This is a genomic window from Methanofollis formosanus (genome assembly GCF_019633745.1).
GTDB classification, from domain to species: domain Archaea; phylum Halobacteriota; class Methanomicrobia; order Methanomicrobiales; family Methanofollaceae; genus Methanofollis; species Methanofollis formosanus.
Window position 1 is genome coordinate 707,162 of record NZ_CP037968.1, and the last position, 24,867, is coordinate 732,028.

A 24,867-nucleotide genomic window follows, 5' to 3' on the forward strand; every position below is an offset into this window, starting at 1 on the left:
CGATCATTCCTTCAACCTGACCTCGCAGGTGGCCATCCGGTCAGGGACGACCATCACGTCTTCGACGGTATCGGAGTCGGAGCGCCCGACCACCTTGACCGTGTACTTCCCGAGGTCCATGCCGGTGAAGAGATGCGGCGTGACTTCGCCGGTGTTCAGTCCGTAGAGGTAGATCTTCGCCCCTGCCGATGTGCTGTTCACATACAGGGCACCGTGGGCATAGGTCTCCAGATTGAATGTGACAGAACGATCGTCGGTCCCTTTCGGGATGAGAACCTCGTCCTCCTTCGGGAGGTACCCGGGCTTCGTGACCATCACGCCATGGCGGCCGTACGAGACATTTTCTATGAGGTACGGGGTCGCATGCCCGGTGTCGAAGCCGTCGATGAAGATCTCGGCGCCAGCCGGTTTTGAATCGACCATGAGGGTAGTGAGGCCTGGCATCTCTTTGAGAAGTACCGTCTCGCCGTCTCCGGCATATGTCGGGATCGGGACCGAGAGGTAGGCGCCGTCATGGAAGACTGAAGCAAAGGCGTTGAGGACCGGAACCTTCACCTTTGCCGGCATCTTCTTGCCGGTGGGGTGGCCGTTGACCGCACAGTACTCCCCCTTGAAGGCCGGGGCATCCAGGGTGACCGTCCGCGTCATCGACTGTTCGTAGCGGTCGAAATAGACCGGGACGATCGTGCCGGGGATCACCCAGACCTCACGGGTGTCGACCCGATACTCGGCCTTGCCTTTTTTGACTTTCACCTTGTGCCGCCCTTCTTTGAGGCCGTTGACCACCTGGGGGGTCGTCCCCTCGATCTTCTTGCTGTCGATATAGATCGTCGCCCCCTCGTCGGTGGCGTCCACATAGACCCCGCCTGAACGCAGGTCGGTCCCCTGAGCGGCGAGGCGGTCCAGACAGGCCGGGTCGACGTTGATGTTCGGGCTGGCCGATTCGAGGGCGACCGTCACGTCGGTTTCGCCGGTGAGGTCGAAGGTGGTCTCGTAGGGACGGTAGCCCTCAAGGGCCAGTTCCAGAGAGTGAGTACCGGTAGAGAGGCCCTCAAACCTGGCCGGCGTGATCATCCCGAGGTACTCGCCGTCAAGGACGACCTGCGCCCCGGCCGGGTAGGTGATGATGTTGAGGGGTGCGCTCGCCGGCAGGGAGGGTGCAGGTGTGGAGACCGGTTCGATGGCAGGCGTCGGCGTGGGTTCAGGCGGTGCGGTCACCGCTGTCGGTGCCGGGAAGAGGGCCCCGACGAGCGGGAGATTGTGCAGCCAGCCAAAAAAGCCCGACCAGAAGCCTTCCTCCTCTGCGGTCTCGACCTCGACCTCCCTGTCCTGGATGGTGGTGGGCGGCGGAGACGAGGTGGTCTGGACGGTCGGCGGCGCCGTCGTCTGGACGGTCGGCGGTTCGGGGGTCGGTTCCTCCTCGCGGGTGCCGACGACCAGGACGGCGAGACGGTTCTCCAGATAATCCCCACGCTCGTCATACGAGACGCTGAAAACCGCAAGCGTGTTGTCGCTCGACTTGAGGTACGAGGTCACCTCGGCCTCGCCGATCGAAATATTCTCCTCGCCGGCATCGAGGAGGTTCATCCACTCCCCGTCCTGGAATGTGAGGCAGTTGGTGGAGGTGTCGTTCCCGGATGCACCAGTCGCGACCGAGAAGACCCTGGCATCGATCGCTCCGTCTCGCGGGATCTCGTCAGGGAACCAGGCCTTGCTGGTGGCGGCCTCTTCATCGACACCGGCAGAGGGATCGGCCTCGACGGCGTCCGCACCCTCGGCCACCCAGTACGAGATGCCTCGATGATCGTCCCTGACGACCGCAAAGAGCACTCCGCCGTACAGGGTGAGTGAGGTCTCTGCCGGGCCGTCGGATTTCACCTCTAAAGAGCGAATGCCGCGAGGAAGGGTGGCCGGAAGGTCGTAACACCAGGTTTCGACGGCCGGACTGTCACCGTTCGGGCCGCGGTCGGCATAATAGTTCGTAAGGCTGAGCCGCTGCGAATCGAGATGAGCAGAGATGTCTTCCCGTTTCGCATCGCCCTTTGCGGTGTTGTTCGTGCCGAAAAGGTACAGGCGAGCGGTCTCGACATTCTCAAGCCCGGTGGTGTTGAGCGAGAAGCGGGCGGTCTCTCCGGCCTCGATCGTCTGTGTCTCGCCGGCGGTCCGGATAAGAGCGACCGATCCGTTCACCGTCCCATGAAGGGTCCGGGTGAGTTCCGCGCCCTCAAGGCCGCGGGGCCTGGAAGACCCGCCGTCGCCAGAGGAAGAGCCCCCCTGGTCGGGGTCGATCTCGCTGTGGATGATGATGTCAGAGACCATCTGGACCGAGACGCCGCTTGCCGATGGATAGGTTCCCTGGTAGTAATACCAGTACTCCTCGTCCCATGACTCGTGCATGTCCCAGTTGCCCCAGACATGCATTCCCGCCTCGTTCGTCGTTTCGCCCAGGAAATAAAGACGCATACCCTGCCTGAAATCTTCACCGACAGTCCCGATGTCCTTGCCATGATACCAGGCGATCACCATCGGTCCCTGCCTGGGATTGGGGTTATAGACATAATCGGCAGGCCAGGTTTTCTTCAGACCGTCTTTCGCTTTTATGGTGATCGTGTCTTCTTCGGGATCGGCCCCGCCGACGAGGTCGCAGAGGTCCATGACGTCGGTGCCCATGAACTCGCCATGATCTTTGTACTCAAGATTGACATCCTCGGTCGGGTTCCAGGCGTCATAGGGTTCGCCAGGATGGACATCTTCCCATGCTCCCTCGAAGATCGGGCCCTGGGTATAGTACATCGTCTCGCCGTCTCCCTTGACGGGAAGATTATCTCTCATCCATTCCCAGGTGACGGTCTTCTGGTCGAGGACCGTTTCGTCGTCGTTTGCCAGTTTGGTGATGGTCACTTCGGTCGTCGCCGCCGAGACCGGAACGGTGATCAATGGTGCCAGAAGGAGAAAGAGTGCGGTGACGACCAGGATTCTGGTCGCCGCTCTGTGCATTCCCTTCATGGTCGGTTCATCTCCTCAGGACAGCGACGGCACAGAGGGCAAGAAGACCGGCCAGCGGACCGAGAGGCGACCGGGCGGCCGTCGTCGTCGGGACACTGCCGGCATCGCTTCCGGTGTCGTGTGCCGTGATCGCAAGTTCACCTACCTGCTTGACCGAAAGCCCGCTCGTCGAGGGCCAGTCCCCGCTGAAGAAATGCCATTCATCCTCAGGAAGCGTCTCTTTCATGTCGTTGTCCCCGAAGACGTGCCAGCCCCAGGGATTTGTGGAGGTGTCGGCAAAGAAGATCAGGCGCATCCCGTCATAGTAGTCAGGGACATAGCCCGAACCCTGCGGGTCGCCGGTGAGAGAGTCCTCGCCGACGTACCAGGCAAGTCCCATCGTGCCTTTCTGCGGGTTCTCTTCATAGACCGACTCATAGGAGAACTTCTTGTAGAACCCGTCCTCGGCCTTGACCTTCAGGATATCGCCGGGGGCCATGCCGCCCACCAGGTCGCAGAGAGCGCTGACCGCGGTCCCTTTGACCGCACCGTAGTCTCTCGTGTCGACATTCTGGTATTCGGCGGGATCCCATTTGTCGGACTCGTTGAAGGTCGGACCCTGGTGATAATAATGGGTCACGCCGTCCCCGAGAACGGGAAGGTTCTTCTCCATCCAGATGTAGTCGACCGTACGCTCATCCAGGACCGTTTTCCCGTCGGGGGCGTACTTGACGACATGCACCTCGGTCGTCGCCGCGGCCGCCGGGATCATGAAAACCAGCAGGGCAAGCACCAGCCCGACGGCCTTCAATACGCCATGATCTCTCATTTTGCGATTCAACTCCATAAATATTCCATTAAAATTTTTCTTACATAAAAAAAATGGGTTTATTTCTTCCTGAGAACCAGGAGCGCACCGAGCGCGATGAGCGGCAGGCCCCAGAAGACCGGGGTCTTCGTCGGGGTGGTGGCCGGCACCGTCGTCTCGGTCGTCTGGGTCGCAGGCCCGGTCGGGGTCTCGGCCGGCGCCTCGACCGACGGGTGGGTCACCTCAGGTTCGGCGGCCCCGCCCTTCACGGTGGCGATGGCGAAGTACGAGAAGCCCGGAGATTCAGCACGGTAGACTGCCTCTCCACCTTCTTCGCCGAGGAACTCGGTCTCAAGGTGTTTCCAGGCACCGTCGACGTACCGCAGCATGGCGATGTCGCCTGTGCCGACACCCTGGCTCGCAAGCCAGGCCGAAGGCACGGCAAACTCGAGGGTGATCCCATCGAAAGAGGCCGGGTCGGCGCGGTACAGGGTGATCTCCTCGAATTCATAGACCTGACCCTCGGGGGTCTTGACGTCACCCGGGAGCGAGGCCTTCTTCACCGTGACCAGAAGTTCGGAGACCGGTTCGCAGGCACCGACCGTGATCTTCGAGATCGCGGTCTCGCCTACCAGGAAGGTCTTCTTCTCACCGGTCTGGAGAGAACCGGCAAAGGCGGAGACTGCAGAAGAACTGCCGGACGAACCTGAGGCCGACTTCGGCGCGGGTGCCGCCGTGCCGCCGACCGCGAAGTACGAGAAGCCCGGCGTGGTCGCCGTGTAATACGCAGCGCCATCGCGGTTCTCCAGGTGGGTGGTGGGGAGTTGCTGCCAGGCGTCGCCATGGTACCGGTAGAGTACTACGTCGGCCGGGGCGAGTCCCTGAGCGGAGAGCCAGGTCAGCGGGACTGAGAACCGAATCTCGGCACCATCGATGTCGTCGGAAGCTGTACCGAAGGCCGAGATCTGCATGGCCTGATAGAGCGCCTTCACCGGCGCCTTCACTTCAGGCGGAAGATCGGCGCTCCCGACCGAAAGAACAAGGTCAGGGACATCTTTCCCTACGGTGACGTTGATCCGGGAGACCGGGGAATTTTTAACGGTCACGTTGACGGCTTCGCCCTTCTTGACCGGGCCGAGATCGGTGAACTCGGTATCGAGGTTGAGCCTGATCCGCTCGACGCCGCCGATCTGCATCTCAGAGGTTACGTTGGCACCGACAAGGACCAGCGGCCACTGGACTCCCTTCTCGTTCAGGACTTTGTCATTCAGGGTATTTGCGATGATGTAGTCCCTGCTGTCGATGATATCGCGGCTTGAAAGTGTTTCGACCGAACCGTCGCGGCCGACGATGTCGATGGTATATCCTTTCAGGGCGAGTTCACGGTCGAAGGCCTTTCCAGAATGTTCATTTGCATCGTCTACCCAGCCGCAGAGGAAGTACAGCGGCATGCCGCTCCAGCGGTTGCCCTGGGCGTCGACGTACTCGGCCTCGTGGTTCGCACCCATGGTGCAGGTCAGCGCGCTCTCGAAGAAACCTTTGCTGATGTCTCTCGTGATCGCACCTTCAAGGCTCAGGTTCCAGGGTTCCTCGGCGACGGAGTAGATCCTGATCTCGCTGATCCACTTCGGCGAGATGCCACCACAGGAGGGGTACCGGATGCCGTCGGCGGAGTAGTAGTGCCAGTAGGCCTCGTCCATGCTCTCGTGCATGTCCCACTGCCCGAAGACGTGGTCTTCAGGGGTGTAGAAGAGCCGATAGCCCTCGACATAGTCAGGGACATAGCCCTGCCTCTCGGTCCACCAGACGAGGACCGCATCGCCCTGCCTGGGGTTGGGGTCGTAGATGTTCTTCCAGCCGAGTTTGGTCTCCCAGCCGTCTTTTGCAATGAAGGAGATCTCAGTGCCTTCGGGCATGCCGCCGACAAGGTCGACGAGGTCGCGCACGGCGGTGCCCCTGATGACATCCTCGATCTTCGGCGGATCGAGGGCCTTGTTCTCCTCGGGGTTCCAGAGGTCGTTGGGGTCGAAGGTGACGCCCTGGAACTTGTACAGCTGGTCGTCTCCATGTACCTCGAGGTGGTCCTTCATCCAGAGGTAGTCGACCGTCGTCTCGTTGAGAACCGTGACGCCGTCGGGAGCGAACTTGACAATCCGTACCGCGGGGACCTCGGCCGGTTTCTGGAACTCGGTCAGTTCGATGGAAGCGATGCTGCCGACACTGTTGCTGCCGGCGACGTCGGCACCGACGAGCCTCAGGGGCCAGGGCGCCTTATCTCCGTCGTTCGGGAGAGCGGTGCCGTTGAGTTTGTTTGCGACGATGTAGTTGTTGTTCCGTGCAATGTCCTTGCTCAAGAACTCCTTGGAGTACCCGTCCTTCGCGGTGACGATCACTTTGTAACCGTTATCGGCAACGAGGTCGTTGAAGCCGTTCTGGCCGTGCGGGACACGGTCGTCGACCCAGCCGCAGAGTTCCCAGAGGGCGATACCTTCCCAGCGCTCGCCGGTCTTCTGGTTGGTCCAGCTCAGTTTGTGGTGTGAACAGGATGCGGCCTCTTCAAAGAACGCCTGGGTACAGGTGTAATCGATCGGTCCTTTCAGGGCGAGGTTCCAGGAACCTTCCGGCGCCGGGCCGGGGATGAGGTCGACGAGGTCGATCTCGGCGACAGCCTTCACCGACTTGGGTACGCCGTCACCGACGAGTTTGAGCGGATATGACTTGTCATCCGCAGGGATCGGCTGGCCGTCCACCAGGTTTGCAAGGATGTAACCATTGTTGCGAGCGACCTGTTTGCTCCCGTATTCCTGCGACCATCCGTCAGATGCGATGACTCTGACAGTATAGTTCGTCGCAGCAAGGTCGTCGTCGAAGGTCCAGTGGTCTTTGCTCTCGATATTGTCGGAGACGCCGACAAGGAGCCAGAGGGGTACGCCGCTCCAGACGCGGTTCTCGTTGTCGGTATACTCGACCGTGCCATGGCACCCGACTTCCTCGAACTCAGCCTGGGTGACGGTGTCGTTGACCGCGCCGCAGACCTTCAGGGTCCAGCCCTCGTCGGGTCCGGGGAGGCCGACGAGTTCGATGGTGGCGATAGCGCCGACCAGTTGTCCGGCGTCGGCGGCGGAGCCCTTGATCTGGAGCGGCCAGCAGGGTTTGTTCTTCTCGCCGATGGTCTCGGGGAGAGGTTCGCCGTTGAGAGTGTTCGCAACGATGAAACCGCTGTTACGAGCCATATCGGCGCTCGGGATGTTGATCGAGTAGCCGTCCTCCGAGATGACCTTCACCGAATAGCCTTCGGCGGCCAGTTCGTCGTTGAAGGTGTAGTGGCTGCCGCTCTCCTCGTCGTCGACCATGGCGACGAGCATCCAGAGGGGCATGCCGGCCCAGACGTCGCCGGTATCGGGATCGGTCCAGCTTGCCCTGTGGCTGGACAGGCAGGCGATGCCTTTCTCGAAGTCGGCCTTTGTGACGGTCGCATCGCAGGCGCCCTTCAGGGAGAGGGTCCAGTCAGTGCCAGGCGCCGGGGGGGTACCGCCGTTGACGGTGATCGCAACCACGGCGGTCGCCGCTTCAGGGGAACCGTCGGGGCCGTAGTAGAAGATCACTTCGTCGCCGTCATGGAGCGGGTAGTTGGGGTAGCCTTCGGTCTCGTAACTATCCCAGTAGTCGAGCATCTTGCCGTTGACATAGCACTCCCAGCCCGCCTCATGCTTCACGAACGGGAAATCCGCGATGGCGTCAAGGATGATCTTTTCGTACTTGACATTGGTGAGGTAGTCAAAGTTGCCGGCTATCGAAGCCGCGTGGAGAGCGCCGAACGGAGTGTAGTTGTCGATCTCATAGGTCTGATCTGCGGACTCCTGCGTGTAGGTGCCCTCGGTCAGGGTGACGCCACCGTTGAAGATGACCGTCTTGCCGGCGAAGGGATCTTCTCCCACCGCGACATCGATCAGAACCGCCGCGACTGCGTTCTCAGGAGTGACACCGTCAGGCCCATAGCAGAAGACGACCTTGTCGCCGTCCTTCAGCGGATAGTTGGGATAGCCTTCCTCGGCATAATTGCCCCAGTAGGCGAGTTTCTTGCCGTTGACATAGCACTCCCAGCCCTGGACTTTCTTTTCAAACTGATATTTATCGATGGCATCGAGGACCAGTTTGTCCTGGTTGTTGTTCACGACATAGGTAAACCCGCCTTTCGTGGCCGCGGCGTCAAGTGCACCGAATGGCGTGAGCGTGTTCACCGGGTAGGCTTCGCCGGAAACGTCCAGGTTGAAGGTACCTTCAGTCAGGGTGACTCCGTCGTTGAAGATCTCATCGGTCCTCTCTTCAGGCGGGCCGAGTTCGATCTTCGAGATCCCTTCAAGGGCCCGCTGGGTGCCGTCGACACCGGTCCCCTGCAGGTAGAGGGGGAAGAAGACGTGATCATTAATCGGGGTCAGGTTCAGTTCGATGTCGTCGAATCTGTTCCCGAGGACATAGGTCTTCTCGCCGGCCGTCACTTCGGTGGAGTAGAAGGTGGAGACATAATCAGCACTCTTCTTCTTGCCGTAGACCTTGATGGTGTAGTTCTCCGCGGCGAGGGTCTCGTTCACGGTCGTGGGGTCGTCGTCGTCGATCAGGCCGATGACTGCAGCGAGGTTCGCGCCTTCAAGGAGGCCGTACTGGTTGTGCTCGAAGGAAGCGTAGTTGTCTGCGGCAAGGGCGACGAACTCACTCCTGGTGAGCGTGCGGTTCGTCGAACCGTTCAGGAAAATGGACCAGTCCGGCGGCACGGGGTCGTTGCTGTGGATGATGGTCCTGTTGATCATCTTGACCGAGTTGCCGCTTGCAGAAGGGTACTTGCCACTGTAGTAATACCAGTAATCCTTGTCCCAGGACTCGTGCATGTCCCAGTTGCCCCAGACATGCATCCCGGCCTCGTTCGTTGTCTCGGCGAAGAAGTAGAGACGCATCCCCTCATTGAAACTTTCATTCACGTAGCCGATGTCCTTGCCATGGTACCAGGCGACCACCATCGGCCCCTGCCTGGGGTTGGGGGTGTAGATGTACTCTGCCGGCAGCTTTTTGCGGAACCCGTCAGATGCTTTGATCTCGACCATCTCGTCAGGGTCGGCCCCCCCGACAAGGTTACAGAGATCCTTGACGTCGGTGCCCATGAACTCGCCGTGGTCCTTGTACTCAAGGTTGACGTCCTCGGTGGGGTTCCAGCCGTCATAGGGTTCACCGGGATGGACTTGATCCCATGCCCCTTCGAAGATGGGGCCCTGGTTGTAGTAGATCGTCTCGCCGTCCCCGAGGACCGGGAGATTATCTTTCATCCATTCCCATGATACGGTTCTCTGGTCGATGACGGTCTGGTCGTCACTGGCCAGTTTGGTAATAGTCACTTCGGTCGTTGCTGCAGCCACGGGTGCGACGAGCATCCCTGCAACTGCAAAGACCAGAAGTGCCAGAATCATAAATCGTTCCTTCATCTTCACATACTCACCTCGTTATCCAGAGGGGGGCCACCTTTCAAAAGGTAAACGTAATAAATCTCCCCGCGGAGACATAAAAAGGATTACTCGATTTAAAGAGTTAATTTAACCTCATTAACGGAGGCGTTTGAAAATCCAGGAATACAGCCAATTTCAAAAATAATATCACATACTGCCAATTTAATCAAAAAAAAAGAATTTATACCCAAAATACAATCAAATATCATACCTTTTGTCTGATCAGTACTACCGCACCGATCGCAACGAGAGATCCAGCCCATACGGGCGAGGATTGCTGCGAAGGAGTGGTGGGCACGTCGTCTCCAGACAGACCAGATGCCGCTCCCTCCTGCGCGACCTGCACCTCATCGCCCGGCACCCCGGCGACGGCGAAGAGGGAGAGATCATCCGACGATGCCGAGAACTCCTGGTACCCGTCCCTCACGGCACCCGCATCGGTGGCGAGCGGCGTCCAGGCGGTGCCGGCATGGCGCATCAACGCGACGTCGCCGGGTTCAAGGTTCTGCTCCTCCATCCAGGAGAGGGGGACCCGGAAGGTGACCGTGACCGACGTCGGGTCGGCCCGTGCGCCATGCAGGCCGACCTCCAGGTAGCGGTAGACCGGGGCGTCAGGGGCCTGCACCGCGCCGGCGCTCTCCCGGTCATGTACCTCGACATGGAAGGGAGCGCGCTGCTCAGGGAGAGTCACCGAGACCTTCTTGACGACTGCATTGTCGGTGATGAAGGCCCTGGTCATCGGTGCGGTCGATGATGCGGAACCGGCATCCCCACCGCTCGGGGGGGTGCCGCGGGTCGCGACCAGAACGGCGACCCTGCTCTCCAGCACCCCGCCGCTGGCGGCATCCTTCGTCGCCCGTATCATGGCGATGTTCTCTCGCGGGAAGAGCACCGGCAGGACGTCGAGATCGGCCGTCACCACGTTACCCTGGGCCTTCAGGGCGTCGGTCCACTCGCGGTCATTGAACCCGACGGTCCCGGTCGACCCGGTGCCTGCTATCAGGAGACGGGCGGCGGCCGTCTGGTCGAGGTCGAGGGCATCGTCGAAGAGGGCCCGACTCACGGCGTCGTCCTCGAAGACTCCGTCTTCCTCGTCGATGGCGACGGCATCGCACCCGGCCACGACCTGCCAGACGACCTCGGGGAGGGCCGGGTCTTCACGCACCACCAGGAGCACCCCGCCGTCGAGGGTGCAGACTTCATCACCGCTCCCGGTGTTCTCGACGGTGACAAACGTGTCGCCCGACCTGATCCCGTCAAGCTTGAAGACAGAGGTCGCCGCCACCGGTGCGTCCTTCTTCCCTGCCCGGTCGGTGAAGGTCTCATCGGGCTCGACCGTCTTCCCGTCGATCTGGACAGTCAGGTGCGGGTCGGTCCCGGCCCCGTCATCTCCTTTCTTTGCATCGCTCACGAAGAGATAGAAGACCGCGGTCTTGATCGTCCCGGTCCCGTTCCCCGGATTGAGGGTGAGGCTCGCGCGCTCGCCTGCCTTCAAGGTTCCACTGCTCCCGGCGACCGGGAGGAGCGAGACCGAGCCGTGCAGACACTCGCCGGCGGGAGCTTCCATCTCGTTTCCGGAGAGACCCGAAGCGTCCGACGTCCCGTCACTCCCGCCGTCGGGCGAGACATCGCCCCCGCCGGAAGGCGCCGTCCCGACGACCGAAAACCCGCTGCTCCCGGCCCCTGAGACGCGGTTGGTCCAGGAGATGCCCAGGCCCTGGTTGGACTGGTTGCACCAGCCATAGGAGTTGAAGGCGGCATAGGTGGGCAGATTCTCGAACTCGTACTCGATCTTGACGGCGCCGTTATCGATCATGTCCGCGATCAGAGCGTTCTCACCGAGGGTTCCGGCATGGAGATCGATATAGACGGTGTGGAAGGGGTTCGAACCGTCGGAGACGTCCTGGCCGTAATAGATCGGATATGCCCCGGGCTGATTGTTCCCGGCGGGTTTCCAGGTCTGCGGGCTGTACACAAAGTCGTCCTTCGTGATCGTCCCCTCATACGTGCCGTCGACATACTCGACCTCGTCGGCGGCGGGAGGCGTGTTCACCACCGGCGTCGGGGTCCACTGGTAGCCGCTCGCCCTGATGTGGAGGGCGAAGTCGTCGGGGATGGTGCCGTTGACCGCGACCATCAGGATCATGTCGTCGGTGAACCCTCTCCCACCGGTGTTGGTGAGATAGAAGACACCCGACTGTTCCTCGGTGGTCGTCACCTGTCCGTACGGTTCGCTCTCCGGGTCGGTGCTGATGTGGAGGGCGTTGAGCCCGCCGCCTTCGAACTTGAAGAACTTGGTCAGCCCGTCGGAGAGCTGGAGGTCGAAATTGCTGGTGCCGGGCATCGTGATCCCGCCCACGTCGTCGGCCACGACCGGGACGACACAGACGGTGAGCAGGAGGAACGCCAGTGCAAGAAGGGATCTTCCCATTTTTTTTCCGATATCATTCATCGTATTCCCACCATTGGTTGAAAGAGGGTTCAGGATATGCTCCTGTATTTTCTTCTCGACAGATGAAATTTGTTTTTTGAGAGAAGTTCATGAGATCTGGTTAACTGCATTGGGGCGCACAAAAAAAAGAGAAGATTAGTCCCTCTTCAGGAGGAAGAGGGCACCGATCGCGGCGATGGAGAGGAACCAGGGGACCGGCGACTTCTGCGTCGGCGCGGTGGTCGCGGGTGCGGTTGTCTCCTCGACCGTTGCCGGTGCATCGGTCACGGCCGGTGCCGGGGTCTCCGTCGTGGCAGAGCCTGCATCAGTCTGCACCGACGCCCCACCCTTCATCGCGGTGATGGCGAAGTACGAGAAACCCGGCGATACTGCCCGGTAATGGGCTTCTGCATCGGTTTCTTCCACAAACTCCGTCGGAAGAGCCGTCCACCGACCGTCGTGGTAGCGCATCAGTGCGACATCCTGCGTCGTCAGTTCCTGCTCCTTGAGCCAGGAGAGAGGGACCGAGAACGTAAAGACCGCTTCCTTGATCGAGGAGTCGTCGGCATGGGAGAGGTCGGCCTCAAGGGCGCGGTAGACCACTCCGGACGGTCCTTCGACCGGGAGGGTGTCGACCGGGCGGATCGTGACCTTCAGATCGTCGGTCTTCTTCGCCACGGTCACGATCACGGTCGAGATCGGTCCCGAGTGGTAGGTCAGGGTCCTGGACGCACCGGCGTCCAGACCCTTCGTTGCAGATGGAAGTGCCCAGTCGTCGTCTCCTGAATCCGGAAGAGGAACAACACGCAGCGTGGCGGTCCCGTTGACGGTGCCGTTCGCGGCGGTGACCGTCGTCGTGCCTGCTGAGAGGGCAGAGAAGTAGCCGTGTGCGTCAACCGTGCCGACGGCTTCATCGCTGCTCGACCACGCAAGGAGCGGGGCCGGCATCTCGTTGCCGTTCTGGTCGATGGCATGTGCGGTAAGTTGTACTCCGCTCCTGGCCTGGACCGTTGCTCCGGCAGGTTCGAGGGCGATCGAGGTGAGGAATCTGGGGATGCCGACGACCGAATAGCCGCTTGCACCGATTCCGGCGACCTGGTTTGTCCAGGAGATCCCCTGGCCCTGGTTGGCGGCAAGGCACCAGCCATACCCGTTGAAGGCGGCGAAGGTCTCCAGGTTCTCGAAGGAGTACTCCACCTTCACCGCACCCCGACCGTCGTCGTCGAGTCCGGCAAACCTGCCGTCTTTCAGGGTTCCGGCATTGAGGTCGATGAACATGAGGCTGAAGGTGTTCCCCGCATCACCCACATCCTGACCCTCATAAAGGGGAAGGCCGACCGGTCCGATTGCACCGGGCCCGGGCTTCCATGTCTGCGGACCGTATATAAAGTCCTCCTTCGTGAAGGTCTCGTCTACCAGACCTTCCACATAGGTGTAGTTGGTCGGGGGTTGGTTTCTGACCGGGTTTGGGGTCCAGGTGTACCCGCTCGATTTGATGTGGACGGCAAAGTCGTCGGGCACGCTCCCGTTCACCGCAAGAAGAAGAACCATGTCATCGTTAAAACCCCTGCCGCCGGTGTCGGAGACATAAAAGGTGCCGGACTGGTTGCCGCTTGTCGTGACCTGACCTGTGGGCGTTGCAGGGTCCGCAGTGATATGGAGTGCGTTTAAGCCCCCGCCGTCGGCCTTCATGTAATAAGTGTTGTTGTTCCAGACGCCGTAGACAGCGCCGTCGAGGTTGTACTTCACGCCGGCGTCATTTGCCACGTCGATGAAGATGTGGCGGTTCTGCGACATCGGGGCCATCGCGGGAACAGAGGGGGCCGTCACTGTTACGGAGGCGGTCCCGCTGACCGTACCGTTCGCGGCGGTGATCTCGGTGGTGCCCGGGGAGAGGGCCATGAAGTAGCCGTCTTCATTCACGGTACCGACCGTCTCGTCAGAACTCGACCAGGCAAAGGTGACATTCTTCATCTCCCGTCCTCTCTGCTCAAGGGCGGTCGCGGTGAACTGCACGCCGTCCCACTGCGCCACTTCCGCGGTCTCCGGGGAGACGGAAATCGACGTGAGGACCGGCGGGATGCCGATGACAGAGTAGCCGTTGGAACCGCCTCTGGCTTGATCAATGAGGTCGTTCGTCCATGATATCCCCTGACCCTGGCCTGCGTAAAGGCACCAGCCATAGACATTGAAGGCTGCCGTGGTCTCAAGGTTTTCAAAGGTGTATTCGACCTTCACCGCACCTTTCCCCTCGTCATCGAGGCCTGAATAGGCACCGTCAAGGAGGTTTCCTGCATAGAGATCGACGAACATAAACTGGAAGGTGTTCGCCGTATCACTCTGGTTCTGTCCGTAGACAAACGGCTGGATCCCTTTCCGGGGAGGACACGGTCTCTGGACCTGGGGCCCATAGATGAAGTCCTCCTTGGTGAAGACCTCGTCCACGACATCCGTGACATAGGTGTAATTGGAAGGACTATCTGATGGAGTCCAGGTGTAGCCGCTCGACTTGATATGAACGGCGAAGTCGTCAGGGATCGTGCCGTTGACGGCGACCGCCATGATGACGTCATCAAAATAGCCCTTCCCACCGACAGATCCAACATAAAAGGTACCTGACTGTTGATCAGATACGGTGATCTGTCCGGTTGGCGTAGCAGGGTCAGCGGTGAGACAGAGTTCGTTCAGTCCTCCGCCATCTGCCTTGATGTAGTAGGTGTCATTGTTCCCTTCGGTGCCGAAGACCGCACCATCAAGGTCGTACTTCACGCCCGCGTCGTTCGCCACATTGATGAAGATGTGGTTGGGTTCTGGTAGCGGTTCGGCCGTTGCCGGTGTGATCGCAAGAGTCATCAGGAGGAGGAACATCGCTGCAGCGATGAGCGTTCCCAGTGACCTCATGTGTTTTCGTTGGTCAATCACGTAAATCACCCCGTATAATGGACAATATCATAAAAAAGGCAATATATTGTCAACATGAGACAAAATAAGCCCTAAAAATAGTTCAATACGCGATTGATTAATCTTTGCCATTTAGAATCAAAAATTAAATGGATTAAATTAACTAATTTAAAAACAGAGAGATTGAGGTCTTCATCCCCTTTTCAGGATGAAAACAACTCCAATCGCAACGAGAGATAAAGCCCAGAAGACCGGCGACTTCTGCGTCGGCGCGGTGGTCGCCGGCACAGTCGTCTCCTCGACGGCCGGCGCATCGGTCACGGCCGGGGCAGGCGTCTCCGTCTCACCGACCTGTCCGGCGGCAGAGGCCGCCTCACCGCTCGCGATTGCGAAGTACGAGAACCCGGAGGCCTCGGCCGAGTACAGGGCCTGGCCGTTCTCTTCCTTCACGAACGCGGTCTTGAGCGGTTTCCAGGCTCCGTCCTCGTACTGGAGGAGGACGATCTTGTCGGTGGAGAGGCCGTGCGCCTTGAGCCAGGTGGAGGGCACCGAGAACTCAATGGTCACCCCGGCGATCGTGGAGGGGTCGGCCCGGTAGAGAGTGGTCTCGACGATCTCGAAGGTCGTCGGCCCGGGGGCGTCCATGTTCTTCGAGAGAGAGGCCTTCTGCACCGTCACCAGGAGGTCGCCGATCCGGTCGTCTGCCTCGACGGTGATCCTGCGGACCGCTGTCTTGCTCACCGCAAAGGTCTGCGACTCCCCGGCAGGGATGGAACCCGAGATCGCGGCGACGTCGGAACTCCCGCTTCCGCCGGAGGAGGAAGAGGTCGCCGGCGGTTCTGCGGCCTTCGTGACCGCGGTCAGACCGAAGACCGAGAGGCCCTTCGGCGAGAAGGCCTCGAAGACCATGTTGCCGTCGGCGTCGGTGCCGATGAGGACCGTCTCCAGGACTTCCTTGGTGCCGTCCTCCGCGGACCTGATGATCCGCACCGCGTCGACGCCGCCGTGCGCATCGACCCACGCCGGGCTCACGGTCATGGTGATCGTGGCGTCGGCGATGTCCTGACCGTTCGCGAGGTTGGTCTTCTTGATGTTCATCGTGTAGGCAACCGCGTCGAGGTTCAACCCGTCGGCGGTGGCCGCGATCTGGAAGGCGCTCCGCGCGTCGGCTGAGACGTTCTGGGAGACGGTGGTCTCCAGGGCGGCGCCCGCGGGGAGGCCGGTGAGGTTCGCCGCAAGGGTTGTGGTGACCAGGCCGAGAGTATCGAACCTGGTGGCGACCGGCTTTGATTCGAGTCCGATCCCGGTGACGGTACCGTTGATGGTGTCACCCTCGACCGTGAGATTGCCGTTCATGATCAGGTCAAAGGTGCTCCGTGTGACCCTGACTCTCGTGCCGTTTTCGGAGACGGTGGCGTTGACTGCAGAAGTATTGATAGAGACCGCCTGCATCCCGCCACCACGGGGGACGACCTCACAGCCGGGGATATCAAGGGCATTCTTCTGGAACGACTCGCCGTCCGGCGAGGCGACCGCAACCCGATAGCGCTCGATCGGTTGCATGAGGGGGTAGAAGTCGATGTTGTCGTCCGTCAGATTGAACGGCGTGTCGCCAATACCGTCGCCATTCCTGTCGACGCCAGTGTAGGTGTCCCAGTAATTGCCGACGTAGCCGGTGTAAGTGTTGCCGTCATAGACATAGGTTATGGGTTCGGTGGAGTTCCAGGTACCTGCGGACGATCTCCTTAAGGATATGCCCACCGTGTGGTTCAGCATGGTATTGAGGTACAGAATTACCGGCTCGGTATTTTTATTCAGGTACATCAATGCAGTATTATTCGAATCGATCGTATTTCCGGTGATGATGGGATTACTTTCGTACCCGATGTATAGATCGTACTTCCCGCTATCTTTAATGGAGTTGTTTGTAACGCTTACATTGAGCGATCTCGTTATACTAATGGCACTATGCCCTATATTAGAGAGGAAATTATTTTCTAAGGTAATATTTTTTGACTCTCTGATAACTAATGGTATTCCGAAACTGTAAGTGAAATCACAGAGAGAATTGTCTCTCACGGCGATATCACTGCTTTTTTGGATTGCAATACCATTGCTACAAAACACCTCGGTAAAATTATTCTCTGAAACGATGCTTCCCTTCGAATCTTTGAGAGAGATCGATATTTTTTTGTTGTCTGTTCCACAGTTCCCGGAGATCGTGCTGTCAATAACAAACGCTATTATGGCGTTATAACACTGCGAGATATTGTTGTTGGTGACGAGAACCCGCTCCCCTGAGATATGGATTCCGCTGGATCTACTGCAATTATTGACGACATTGTCCCTGACGACACCGTCGGTCGCGTCCCCGTCGATTCCATCGTAGCAGTTCTCCACGATACAGTCGGATACGACACAGTCCGGTGCACACAATATGCCGCTCTCGGTCGCTGTTCCCAGCTGATAGGTGAAACCGGTGACTGAAAAACCCCTGATCTCCACACCGCCTGCAACGATCTTCAGACCAACAAGTATTCTGGATTCTGGTTCGTCCGGCGGCCGTTGGATGATTGTAGATTCTGGACCATTCTCCGAAATGAGGGTCAGCGACTTGTCAATCGTGACACTTTCATAGTACGTCCCGTCCTTCACGATGATCGTGTCGCCGGGCTTTGCCGCATCCACAGCATCCCGGATGGTAGTGTAGTCGGCGCCTCCGGAATCATCGACATAGTAGACAAGTTTCTCGGTCGGGAGTGTCAGTTCGATGCCGGTGATCTGGTCCACGATGTCACCGGTTCCGGTGATCGCGGAGCCCCGCATGGTAAGCGGCCAGTATACCTTCCCACCGGCGTCCCCGACCGGGATCTCCTCGCCGCCAAGACGGTTGGCAACGATATAGGCATCCGTCTCTGCGCCGGTAATCGCGACACTCTTGAATTCAGATACCTTCGGACCATTGCCGACGGTTCCGTTCACGGTGATGCGGTAGTCGTATGCCGCAAGTTTCTGGTTCACGCTTTCGGGGTGGGAGTCATCCACGCGCCCGACCAATACTGAGAGGGGCAATCCATTCCATTCACGTCCCTTCCGGTCGGTGTACGTCACGGAATGATTCTCAGCCAGTGCGAGGAAGGTTGTCCTGTTCATGATCTCGGTGCGAACCCCTTTGAGGGTGATCGTCCACTCATACTCCTCCCTGCTGAGGACCGTCACCGTTGCCGAACCCTCGATGCCCCCGCTCGATGCCGTGATCACTGCCGTGCCCCGATTTTCGGCCAGAAATACGCCGGTCTCGGGATCGATGGTCCCGACCGTCTCGTTGTCGCTCCGCCACCCGACGGGGATCCCGTCCATCGTTCTGCCAAACTGGTCAGAACATCTCGCGGCAAATACTGTGGTGTTCCCTTCCACGACGCGGTTGGATGAAGGGGACACGGCGATACTCTGCAGTTCTGCCGGTTCGTCGGGCACGGGCATGACAACATACCCGCTGGGGTGGGTCGCGCTCGTATCGTCGAGCCGGTTCGTAAACTGGAGCGTGGTCGGTTGTTCAGAGGTTTTATACAACGCGTAAATGTTAAATGCAGCAGTGGATTCAAGATTTTCAAAGGAATAGTCGATCTTCAGTGCTCCACCGTCGGTGAGGGCACCGAGGTCTTTCACCCCCGTCAACACGCCGGCATTCAGATCGATGAACATCACCTGAAAAGCATCCCCCGTATCGCTCATGTCCTGGCCATGATAGATCGGATAGGGCTGACCCGCCGGCCAGTCTCGGCCATTGTACGGCTTCCAGATCTGCGGACCATAGACGAAGTCGTCCCTGGTGAAGGTCTCATTCAGTACTTCGTCATAGTAAATCTGGGATTGCACGTCAGGGAGGTCGGTCTTCCCCAACAGCGGGAAGACATACCCGCTGGATTGAATGTGAGCCCTGAAGTCCTCCGGGATCGTGCCGTTTACGGCGAGCATAAGAATGATATTATGGGAACAGCCCTTCCCTCCCGTATTGGTAATATAAAATGTTCCTGACTGGCTGAAGGAAGTCGTTGCCTCCATACCCGCCAGATCTGGTGTGGGCGAGATATGGAGTGAATTGAGCCCTCCTTCCCCGGCAAACTCAACACAGTAGGTGTCGTTTCCATAGTCGTTAAAGCGTGGCCCGTTGTCATTTGCCACATGGAAATAGAGGGGGTACTGGTCAGGGAGTGGATCAGACGCCGCTCCGGGTGTGATTATAAATGTGATCATCAGGAGAAAAAAGAAGCCCGTGATAACCCATGGCTTCCGTATTGATCCTTGATTACGTTGTTTTCTCATCTTTTTCACCTTTCGTCCCTTTCAGGACAATTTTCACGGCTTGTTCATGTCCGGCAGCCGGGCACCGGTTAACAGATTTTATGGACTCTTTTTTAGAATTTGCAACATATAAGGGTATCTTTTTTAATTCAGAGCATATTAAACTGGTAAAATTAATCTTATTGATTCAATAACAATCAATCAAAAAAGAGGGAATTATCTGGACCTTTTCCAGTCCCTGCAATCAGACATTGTAAAGATCGATGATGAAATCGGTGATCTCCTCGACCGATCTGTCCGTGCTACTACACCCATATCCGTGCAACTTCAGGGGGTAGTAGTATCTCCAGGTAATCTTGGGGTCAGGATAGCCGTCTGGACTGAGGTATTCGTCGTCAAGTTTGTCGGCGACGACAAACGCACTTGAATTCTCTGCGTCAAGTAACTCGGAACTGTAGAAGGTCGAAGTTCTCGCGACATTCTTGTTTTTCCCGACCACCTTGATGGTGTAGTTGCCCTCAGCAATAAATTCGTTAAAGGTGGATGTTGTGTCGTCATCGAAGTAGCCGATCAACCGTTCAAGTGTTGTCCCGCTCCATTCTCTCTTCTTCGGATCGGTAAAAGTAGCCGGATCGGTCTGGGTCAGCCCAATGAAAGTGCTGTTGTCGATGGTGGTGTTCGTCCATGTGTTGTCGTCATTCAACCGGCAGAGGTTGACCGGCCAGTCAGCCGCCGAGACCGGGATGACGCAGAGTGCGACCATGAGCAGGAGCGCCGTTGCGATCGCCCATGGAGAAGAGTTGTAAAGGAAATTTTGTTTCATGTTTCTCACCTGTTTGCTCCTGTCTGTAGAACCACTCATGAAACGACATTTCAGGTGGTTTCATGTACTCCAACAAGTGCCAGAGTTAAATTCAGTTGGTTGATAGAGCGGATCAATCAACTGCAACATATTGATAGATCCACAGTGACACATATAATTTCCTAAATGAATCTATAATATCGCCCTATATCACAAAAAATCAGACATAAGACCATAAAAATCAATTTCCATCACCCAGGGGTTCCCGTCTTCGGGAACCGCCCCGGTGCGTGCGTGCAGAAGAGTCCTTTTTTCCGGAGGGTAAGGACAGGGGATGCCCCCAGGGGCAGATAATGGAGGGTCTTAAACCTTGAGACTGGCCAGGACGATGATGCAGTGCAAGGGTCCTCATGTATGAAACCAGGGCTATTCACCCGATTTCTGCCTGGCCGGGATGATTCATGGAGTGTAGTCTGCCCCGGTCCCCTGTCCGGGTGTATCCCTCGAAGGTGTGTGGTCTGCCGATCTGTTCATGGACGTTGATTAACATAAAGCGTTAATCAAACAATTATGTTTGATGATCTCAGACAAAATATATCTTTCGTTTTGCCCCCGCCGCGAGAGAGCCCATCCATGATCATTCAAAATGGAAAAAAACGTACAATATGCCCATAGACCGACCGGGGCAGATGCGGGAAACTATCTGCCCTTAACATCGGCGACAGATCAACACGATAATATTGGCAGGTCTCAAAAACTATGACACAAGGCCGTGATCCCGTGCAGAATAACACAATATCGACAGAAGAAGGAACCGCCCGGATACAGGAGTGCAGAGACGCTCTCATACAGGTAAAAGAGGAGATGCAGCGGGTGATCGTCGGGCAGGAGGAGACGATCCGAGACCTCCTCACCGCCCTCGTCGCGGGGGGCAACGTCCTCCTCGAAGGGGTGCCGGGCCTGGCAAAGACCCTCACCGTCCGGACGCTCGCCGCCTGCACCGCCTGCTCGTTCGCCCGCATCCAGTTCACCCCCGACCTCCTCCCCTCGGATATCACCGGCACGACCGTCTATCGCCAGCACGATGGGGTCTTCTCCCTGGTGAAGGGCCCGGTCTTCCACAACATCGTCCTGGCAGACGAGATCAACCGCGCCCCGCCGAAGGTCCAGTCGGCCCTCCTCGAGGCGATGCAGGAGCGGCAGGTCACCATCCAGGGCGAGACCTGTGCCCTGCCCGATCCCTTCTTCGTCCTGGCCACCCAGAACCCGATCGAGTCCGAAGGAACCTACCCCCTCCCCGAGGCCCAGACCGACCGCTTCCTCTTCAAACTCATCATGGACTATCCGGGCGTGGAGGACGAGGTCGAGATCCTCGACCGGTTCGCCGCCAGGACCGAGGTCGCCCCCGCCTGCGTCCTCACCGTCCCTGAACTCCAGAACATTCAGGCCACCGCGCGCGCCGTCCGCGCCGACCCGGCGGTGCGGGAGTACGCCGCCAGGATCGTGGACGCCACCCGCCACCCCGACAAGTACGCCCTCCGGACCGGCGAGTACATCGAGTGGGGCGCCTCGCCGCGTGCCACCCTCTCCCTCGTGCTGGGGGCCAAGGCCCGCGCCCTCCTGGAAGGCCGCACCTACATCGTCCCTCACGACATCAAGGCCGTCGCCCACAACGCCCTGCGCCACCGCATCCTCCTCACCTATGCGGCAGACGCCTGCGGGGTCAGGAGCGACGCGATCATCGACGAGGTGCTCGGCGTCGTCGAGGTGCCGTGATGGAGACGGCCGCCGACCTGATCGCGCGGGTGAGACCGGTGCCGCTGATGGCCCTCCTCCAGGCCGGCGGCACCTTTGCCGGCGGGCACCGCTCCCCCCTCGTCGGGCAGGGGATCGAGTTTGCCGGGATCAGGGCCTACGTCCCGGGCGACGACGTGCGCACCATCGACTGGAAGGTCACCGCCCGTCGCGCCGCCCCCTATGTCAGGGAATATACCGAAGACCGCGAGATGAACCTCTACATCGCCATCGACTGCTCGGCCTCGGGAGGGTTTGCCGGGGCCGGCCAGAAAGACCGGACGATCATCGACGCGGCGGCGGCCCTCGTCCTCGGTGCCGAGTCGTGCGGCGACCGGGTGGGCCTCTGCCTCTTCTCCGACCGGATGGAGAGTCTCGTCCCGGCGCGGCGGGGACGGCGGCATGTGGCCGTCCTCCTCTCGGCCCTCCTCGCGCGGCTGCCCTTCTCGGGCCGGACCGACCTGCAGACCGCGCTCGGCGCCCTCACCCCGTCCCTTCCGCCGCTGAGCACCGTCCTCATCATCTCGGACTTCGTCACCCCGCCCTTCACCGAGGCGCTGAAGGTGCTCGGAAAGAAGCACCGGGTGGTGCTCCTCCGCGTCACCGACCCCCACGAAGAGACTCTCCCCGACCTCGGCCTCATCTCCCTGGAGGACGCGGAGAGCGGGGAACAGATGATCGTCGACACCTCCGACCCCGCACTCAGGCGGCGTTTCAGTGAGGCCGCCGCCGGACACGCACGCACCCTCGCCCTGGCCGCCGGCGAGTGCCGGGCCCCGCTGATCCCCCTCACGGCCGGGGACGACCTCAGGGAGACCCTGATGCAAGAGCGGGGGCGGCGCTGAATGGCCGGATTTTCTCATCCCCTCTGGCTCCTCGGCCTCCTCGGCCTGCCCGTTCTGTATCTCCTCTACCTCAGGGCGGAGAAAAGGCGGAAGAAAGAAGCGCTGCTCTTCTCAGGTGTTTCCATACTCAAGGAGGCAATCGGGGAGACGAAACCTTCCAGGCGGCCGCAGGTCCTCTTCCTCCTCACCCTCCTTGCCGTCGCTCTCCTGATCACCGGCCTCGCCGGCCCCCACGTCCCGCTGGAAGGGATACACGAAGGCGTCTCAGTGGTGCTCGCCATCGATACCTCGGGGAGCATGGCGGCGACCGACTACCCGCCAGACCGCCTCTCGTCGGCAAAGTCGGCCGCAGAAAAACTGCTCGACGGACTGGAGAGCGAGGACTACGCGGGCGTCGTCATCTTCGAGAACGGGGCGATGAGCGCCGCCTACCTCTCTCCGGACCACGAGCGGGTCATCGGAAAACTCCAGGCCATCAAACCCCGGGACGGCCCCACCGCCCTCGGCGACGGTCTCGCCCTCGCCGTGGACATGGCCGACGCCATCCCGAACCGGAAGAAAGTGGTCGTCATCCTCTCGGACGGGATGAACAATGCCGGCATCATCTCGCCGGCGCAGGCCGCCGGGTTTGCGGTGGAGCGGGGCGTCCGGGTCTATACCGTCGGCCTCGGCTCCGCAGGCCCGGTCGCCTTCGGCACAGCCGAGGACGGGTCCACCCAGTATGCCCGCCTCGACGAGAAGACGCTCAGGGAGGTGGCGGCGACAACCGGCGGGAAGTATTTCAGGTCGGTGGACGGCGACACCCTGCAGGAGATCTATGCCGCCCTCCCGGCCGAGATCGAGCGGGAACCGGAGGAGACCGATGTCGCCGGGGCCTTCTTCGTTGCGGCCGTCCTCGTTCTCCTTGCTGAATGTTGGCTGCGATATGGAAGGGGGAGGATCCTCCCATGACCCGACGGTTCATGCTTCTCTTTCTCCTCCTCCTCCTTGCCATCGTCGGGATGGGGAGCGCCGGCGACGTCACCCTCTCGACACCGCAGAGCGAATACGTCTTCCAGATCGGAGAGACCGGGGAGGTCACGCTGGACGTCGCCAGCTCCCTGGCGACCGAGGTGCCCGGCACCCTCACCGTGGCGCTGACCCCGAAGGACGGAACCGTCGGCGCCGGCAGGAGTCAGGTCAGGAGCATCACGGTCGGAGCCGGGGAGAACACCCTCGCCGTCGCGCTCGGCACCTCCGACCTCCCCGCGACCTTCGGGCTTGCGGTCACCTTCGAGTACGACGGGAAGGCGGCGCATCTCTCTGGAGTGATCGTCCGCTTCGTCGAGGAGGTGACGGAAGAAGAGACCCAGGCCGAGGAGGAGACAAAGGTGACCTCGGTCGAGACGGCGGCGCCGCAGTCCCAGGAAGGAACGAGCAGCAGCCGAACCGGATCTTCGTCGGCGACCGACCGGATGGTCCAGGCCGGGCAGATGCCACAGGACGCCGACGCCCTCAGGGCAGGAATGGCAGAGGAGGACCGGTCGGTGCGGGAGGCGCGAGACGACCTCCTCGCCAGGGTGATGACCGATCCGGTGGTCCTGCGCCTCGACCACCGGTTGAAGATCGACGGCTTCCAGCAGGCCGGACAGGATGCCGAGCCCGAGAGCGGGACGTTCACCCTCACCTATCTGCGGGGCGAGGTCGAAGAGGCCAGGATCGACGGCGTGATGCACGACGACCTCGCCTATGCCTGCCTGGACTCGGCCGTCCCCATCCAGATCCCCGGCCTCGTGGCCGACAACCTGACCTTCCAGGAGTACGCCGGCCAGGTGACCGGCGAGGGACTTGCCCGCGGCAGGACGGTCATGAACCTCACCCACGAGGATCAGTTCTATTCCTTCTCATATGGCGAGGGGATCGCAGAGATCCGCGCCGTCCTGAGTGGGGGTAAGGTCAGGGAGGTGAGCCTGGACTGGCAGATGAACTGGGTCCCGCTCATCGGCCTGATGGCCGGATGCACCCTGCTCCTGGTCCTGGCCTACGCCACCTACCGCCGACGGCAGGATGAGGTGCCGCCTCTTCCCCTTCCTGAAGAGAAGAGCGTCCCTGCTCCCGGGCCGTCCCCGGCAGAGATCCTTGCGAGGGCCGAGGCCGACTATAAGGCCGGCGAGCGGGTGCAGGCCTACCGGGGTGCGGCGCGGGCCCTCAGAGAAGAGATCTCCATGACCCGCGGCAGGGGCAGAGAACTCACCGACGAAGAGACGATCGCACTCCTCGCAGAGGCGGATCGAACGACTTTAAAGATCCAGAACGTGCTTTCAAAGTGTAGCCGCGTCTCTTTTGGCGGCGAAACCCCGGATAAGACGGATTTCATGACGATCGTCGCGGAGGTCAGGGAGATCATCACGAATGAAGATGAAGATGTTCAATAACTCCATTTAACATCCTTCATCTCCTGAACCTCCAAAATCCAACGATTTCACAGAGAGTTCCGGGATTAAATCCTGCACCCTTATAAT

General features: G+C 59.8%; 11 protein-coding genes. 4 read left to right on the forward strand and 7 right to left on the reverse strand.

Features of this window, described 5'->3' with window-relative positions; genetic code table 11:
- Window positions 1-3: 3 nt before the first annotated feature.
- The 7 genes from E2N92_RS03155 to E2N92_RS03185 all read right to left on the reverse strand — a co-directional run bounded on the left by E2N92_RS03155 (window position 4) and on the right by E2N92_RS03185 (window position 19,748).
- Window positions 4-3,006: a PEGA domain-containing protein gene (locus E2N92_RS03155; protein ID WP_220682251.1), complete on the reverse strand. Its 3,003-nt coding sequence runs from the start codon at window positions 3,004-3,006 to the stop codon at window positions 4-6.
- 7 nt (window positions 3,007-3,013) lie between these two features.
- Entirely contained in the window at window positions 3,014-3,814 is an 801-nt protein-coding gene (locus tag E2N92_RS03160; RefSeq protein ID WP_220682252.1) for an argininosuccinate synthase, read from the reverse strand.
- 59 nt (window positions 3,815-3,873) lie between these two features.
- Window positions 3,874-9,252: a PGF-pre-PGF domain-containing protein gene (locus tag E2N92_RS03165; RefSeq protein ID WP_220682253.1), complete on the reverse strand. Its 5,379-nt coding sequence runs from the start codon at window positions 9,250-9,252 to the stop codon at window positions 3,874-3,876.
- 241 nt (window positions 9,253-9,493) lie between these two features.
- Window positions 9,494-11,740: a DUF3344 domain-containing protein gene (locus E2N92_RS03170; RefSeq protein ID WP_220682254.1), complete on the reverse strand. Its 2,247-nt coding sequence runs from the start codon at window positions 11,738-11,740 to the stop codon at window positions 9,494-9,496.
- Window positions 11,741-11,875: 135 nt separating this feature from the next.
- Window positions 11,876-14,620 carry a PGF-pre-PGF domain-containing protein gene (locus E2N92_RS03175; RefSeq protein WP_220682255.1) on the reverse strand — a complete coding sequence of 915 codons (2,745 nt, stop codon included), beginning with the start codon at window positions 14,618-14,620 and terminating at the stop codon, window positions 11,876-11,878.
- Between the two features lie 192 nt (window positions 14,621-14,812).
- On the reverse strand, window positions 14,813-18,685 hold the full coding sequence (locus E2N92_RS03180) for a PGF-pre-PGF domain-containing protein (RefSeq protein WP_220682256.1): 3,873 nt from the start codon (window positions 18,683-18,685) through the stop codon (window positions 14,813-14,815).
- A 484-nt stretch (window positions 18,686-19,169) separates the two neighbouring features.
- Window positions 19,170-19,748 (reverse strand): hypothetical protein, encoded by a 579-nt coding sequence (locus E2N92_RS03185; protein WP_220682257.1) that lies wholly within the window; start codon window positions 19,746-19,748, stop codon window positions 19,170-19,172.
- Window positions 19,749-20,591: 843 nt separating this feature from the next.
- On the opposite strand from E2N92_RS03185, the gene E2N92_RS03190 reads away from it, so the two are divergent.
- The 4 genes from E2N92_RS03190 to E2N92_RS03205 are packed head-to-tail and all read left to right on the forward strand — an operon-like array spanning window position 20,592 to window position 24,780.
- Window positions 20,592-21,503: an AAA family ATPase gene (locus E2N92_RS03190; protein ID WP_425515759.1), complete on the forward strand. Its 912-nt coding sequence runs from the start codon at window positions 20,592-20,594 to the stop codon at window positions 21,501-21,503.
- Window positions 21,503-22,366, forward strand: coding sequence for a DUF58 domain-containing protein (locus E2N92_RS03195; protein ID WP_220682259.1), 864 nt, complete (start codon window positions 21,503-21,505; stop codon window positions 22,364-22,366). The genes E2N92_RS03190 and E2N92_RS03195 overlap by 1 nt, the downstream gene beginning before the upstream one ends.
- A complete protein-coding gene (locus tag E2N92_RS03200) occupies window positions 22,367-23,317 on the forward strand; it encodes a vWA domain-containing protein (protein ID WP_220682260.1) in 951 nt (316 codons plus the stop codon).
- Complete coding sequence (locus E2N92_RS03205) at window positions 23,314-24,780, forward strand: hypothetical protein (protein ID WP_220682261.1); 1,467 nt, start codon at window positions 23,314-23,316, stop codon at window positions 24,778-24,780. Before E2N92_RS03200 ends, E2N92_RS03205 begins: the two co-directional genes overlap by 4 nt.
- The last annotated feature ends 87 nt before the right edge of the window (window positions 24,781-24,867 follow it).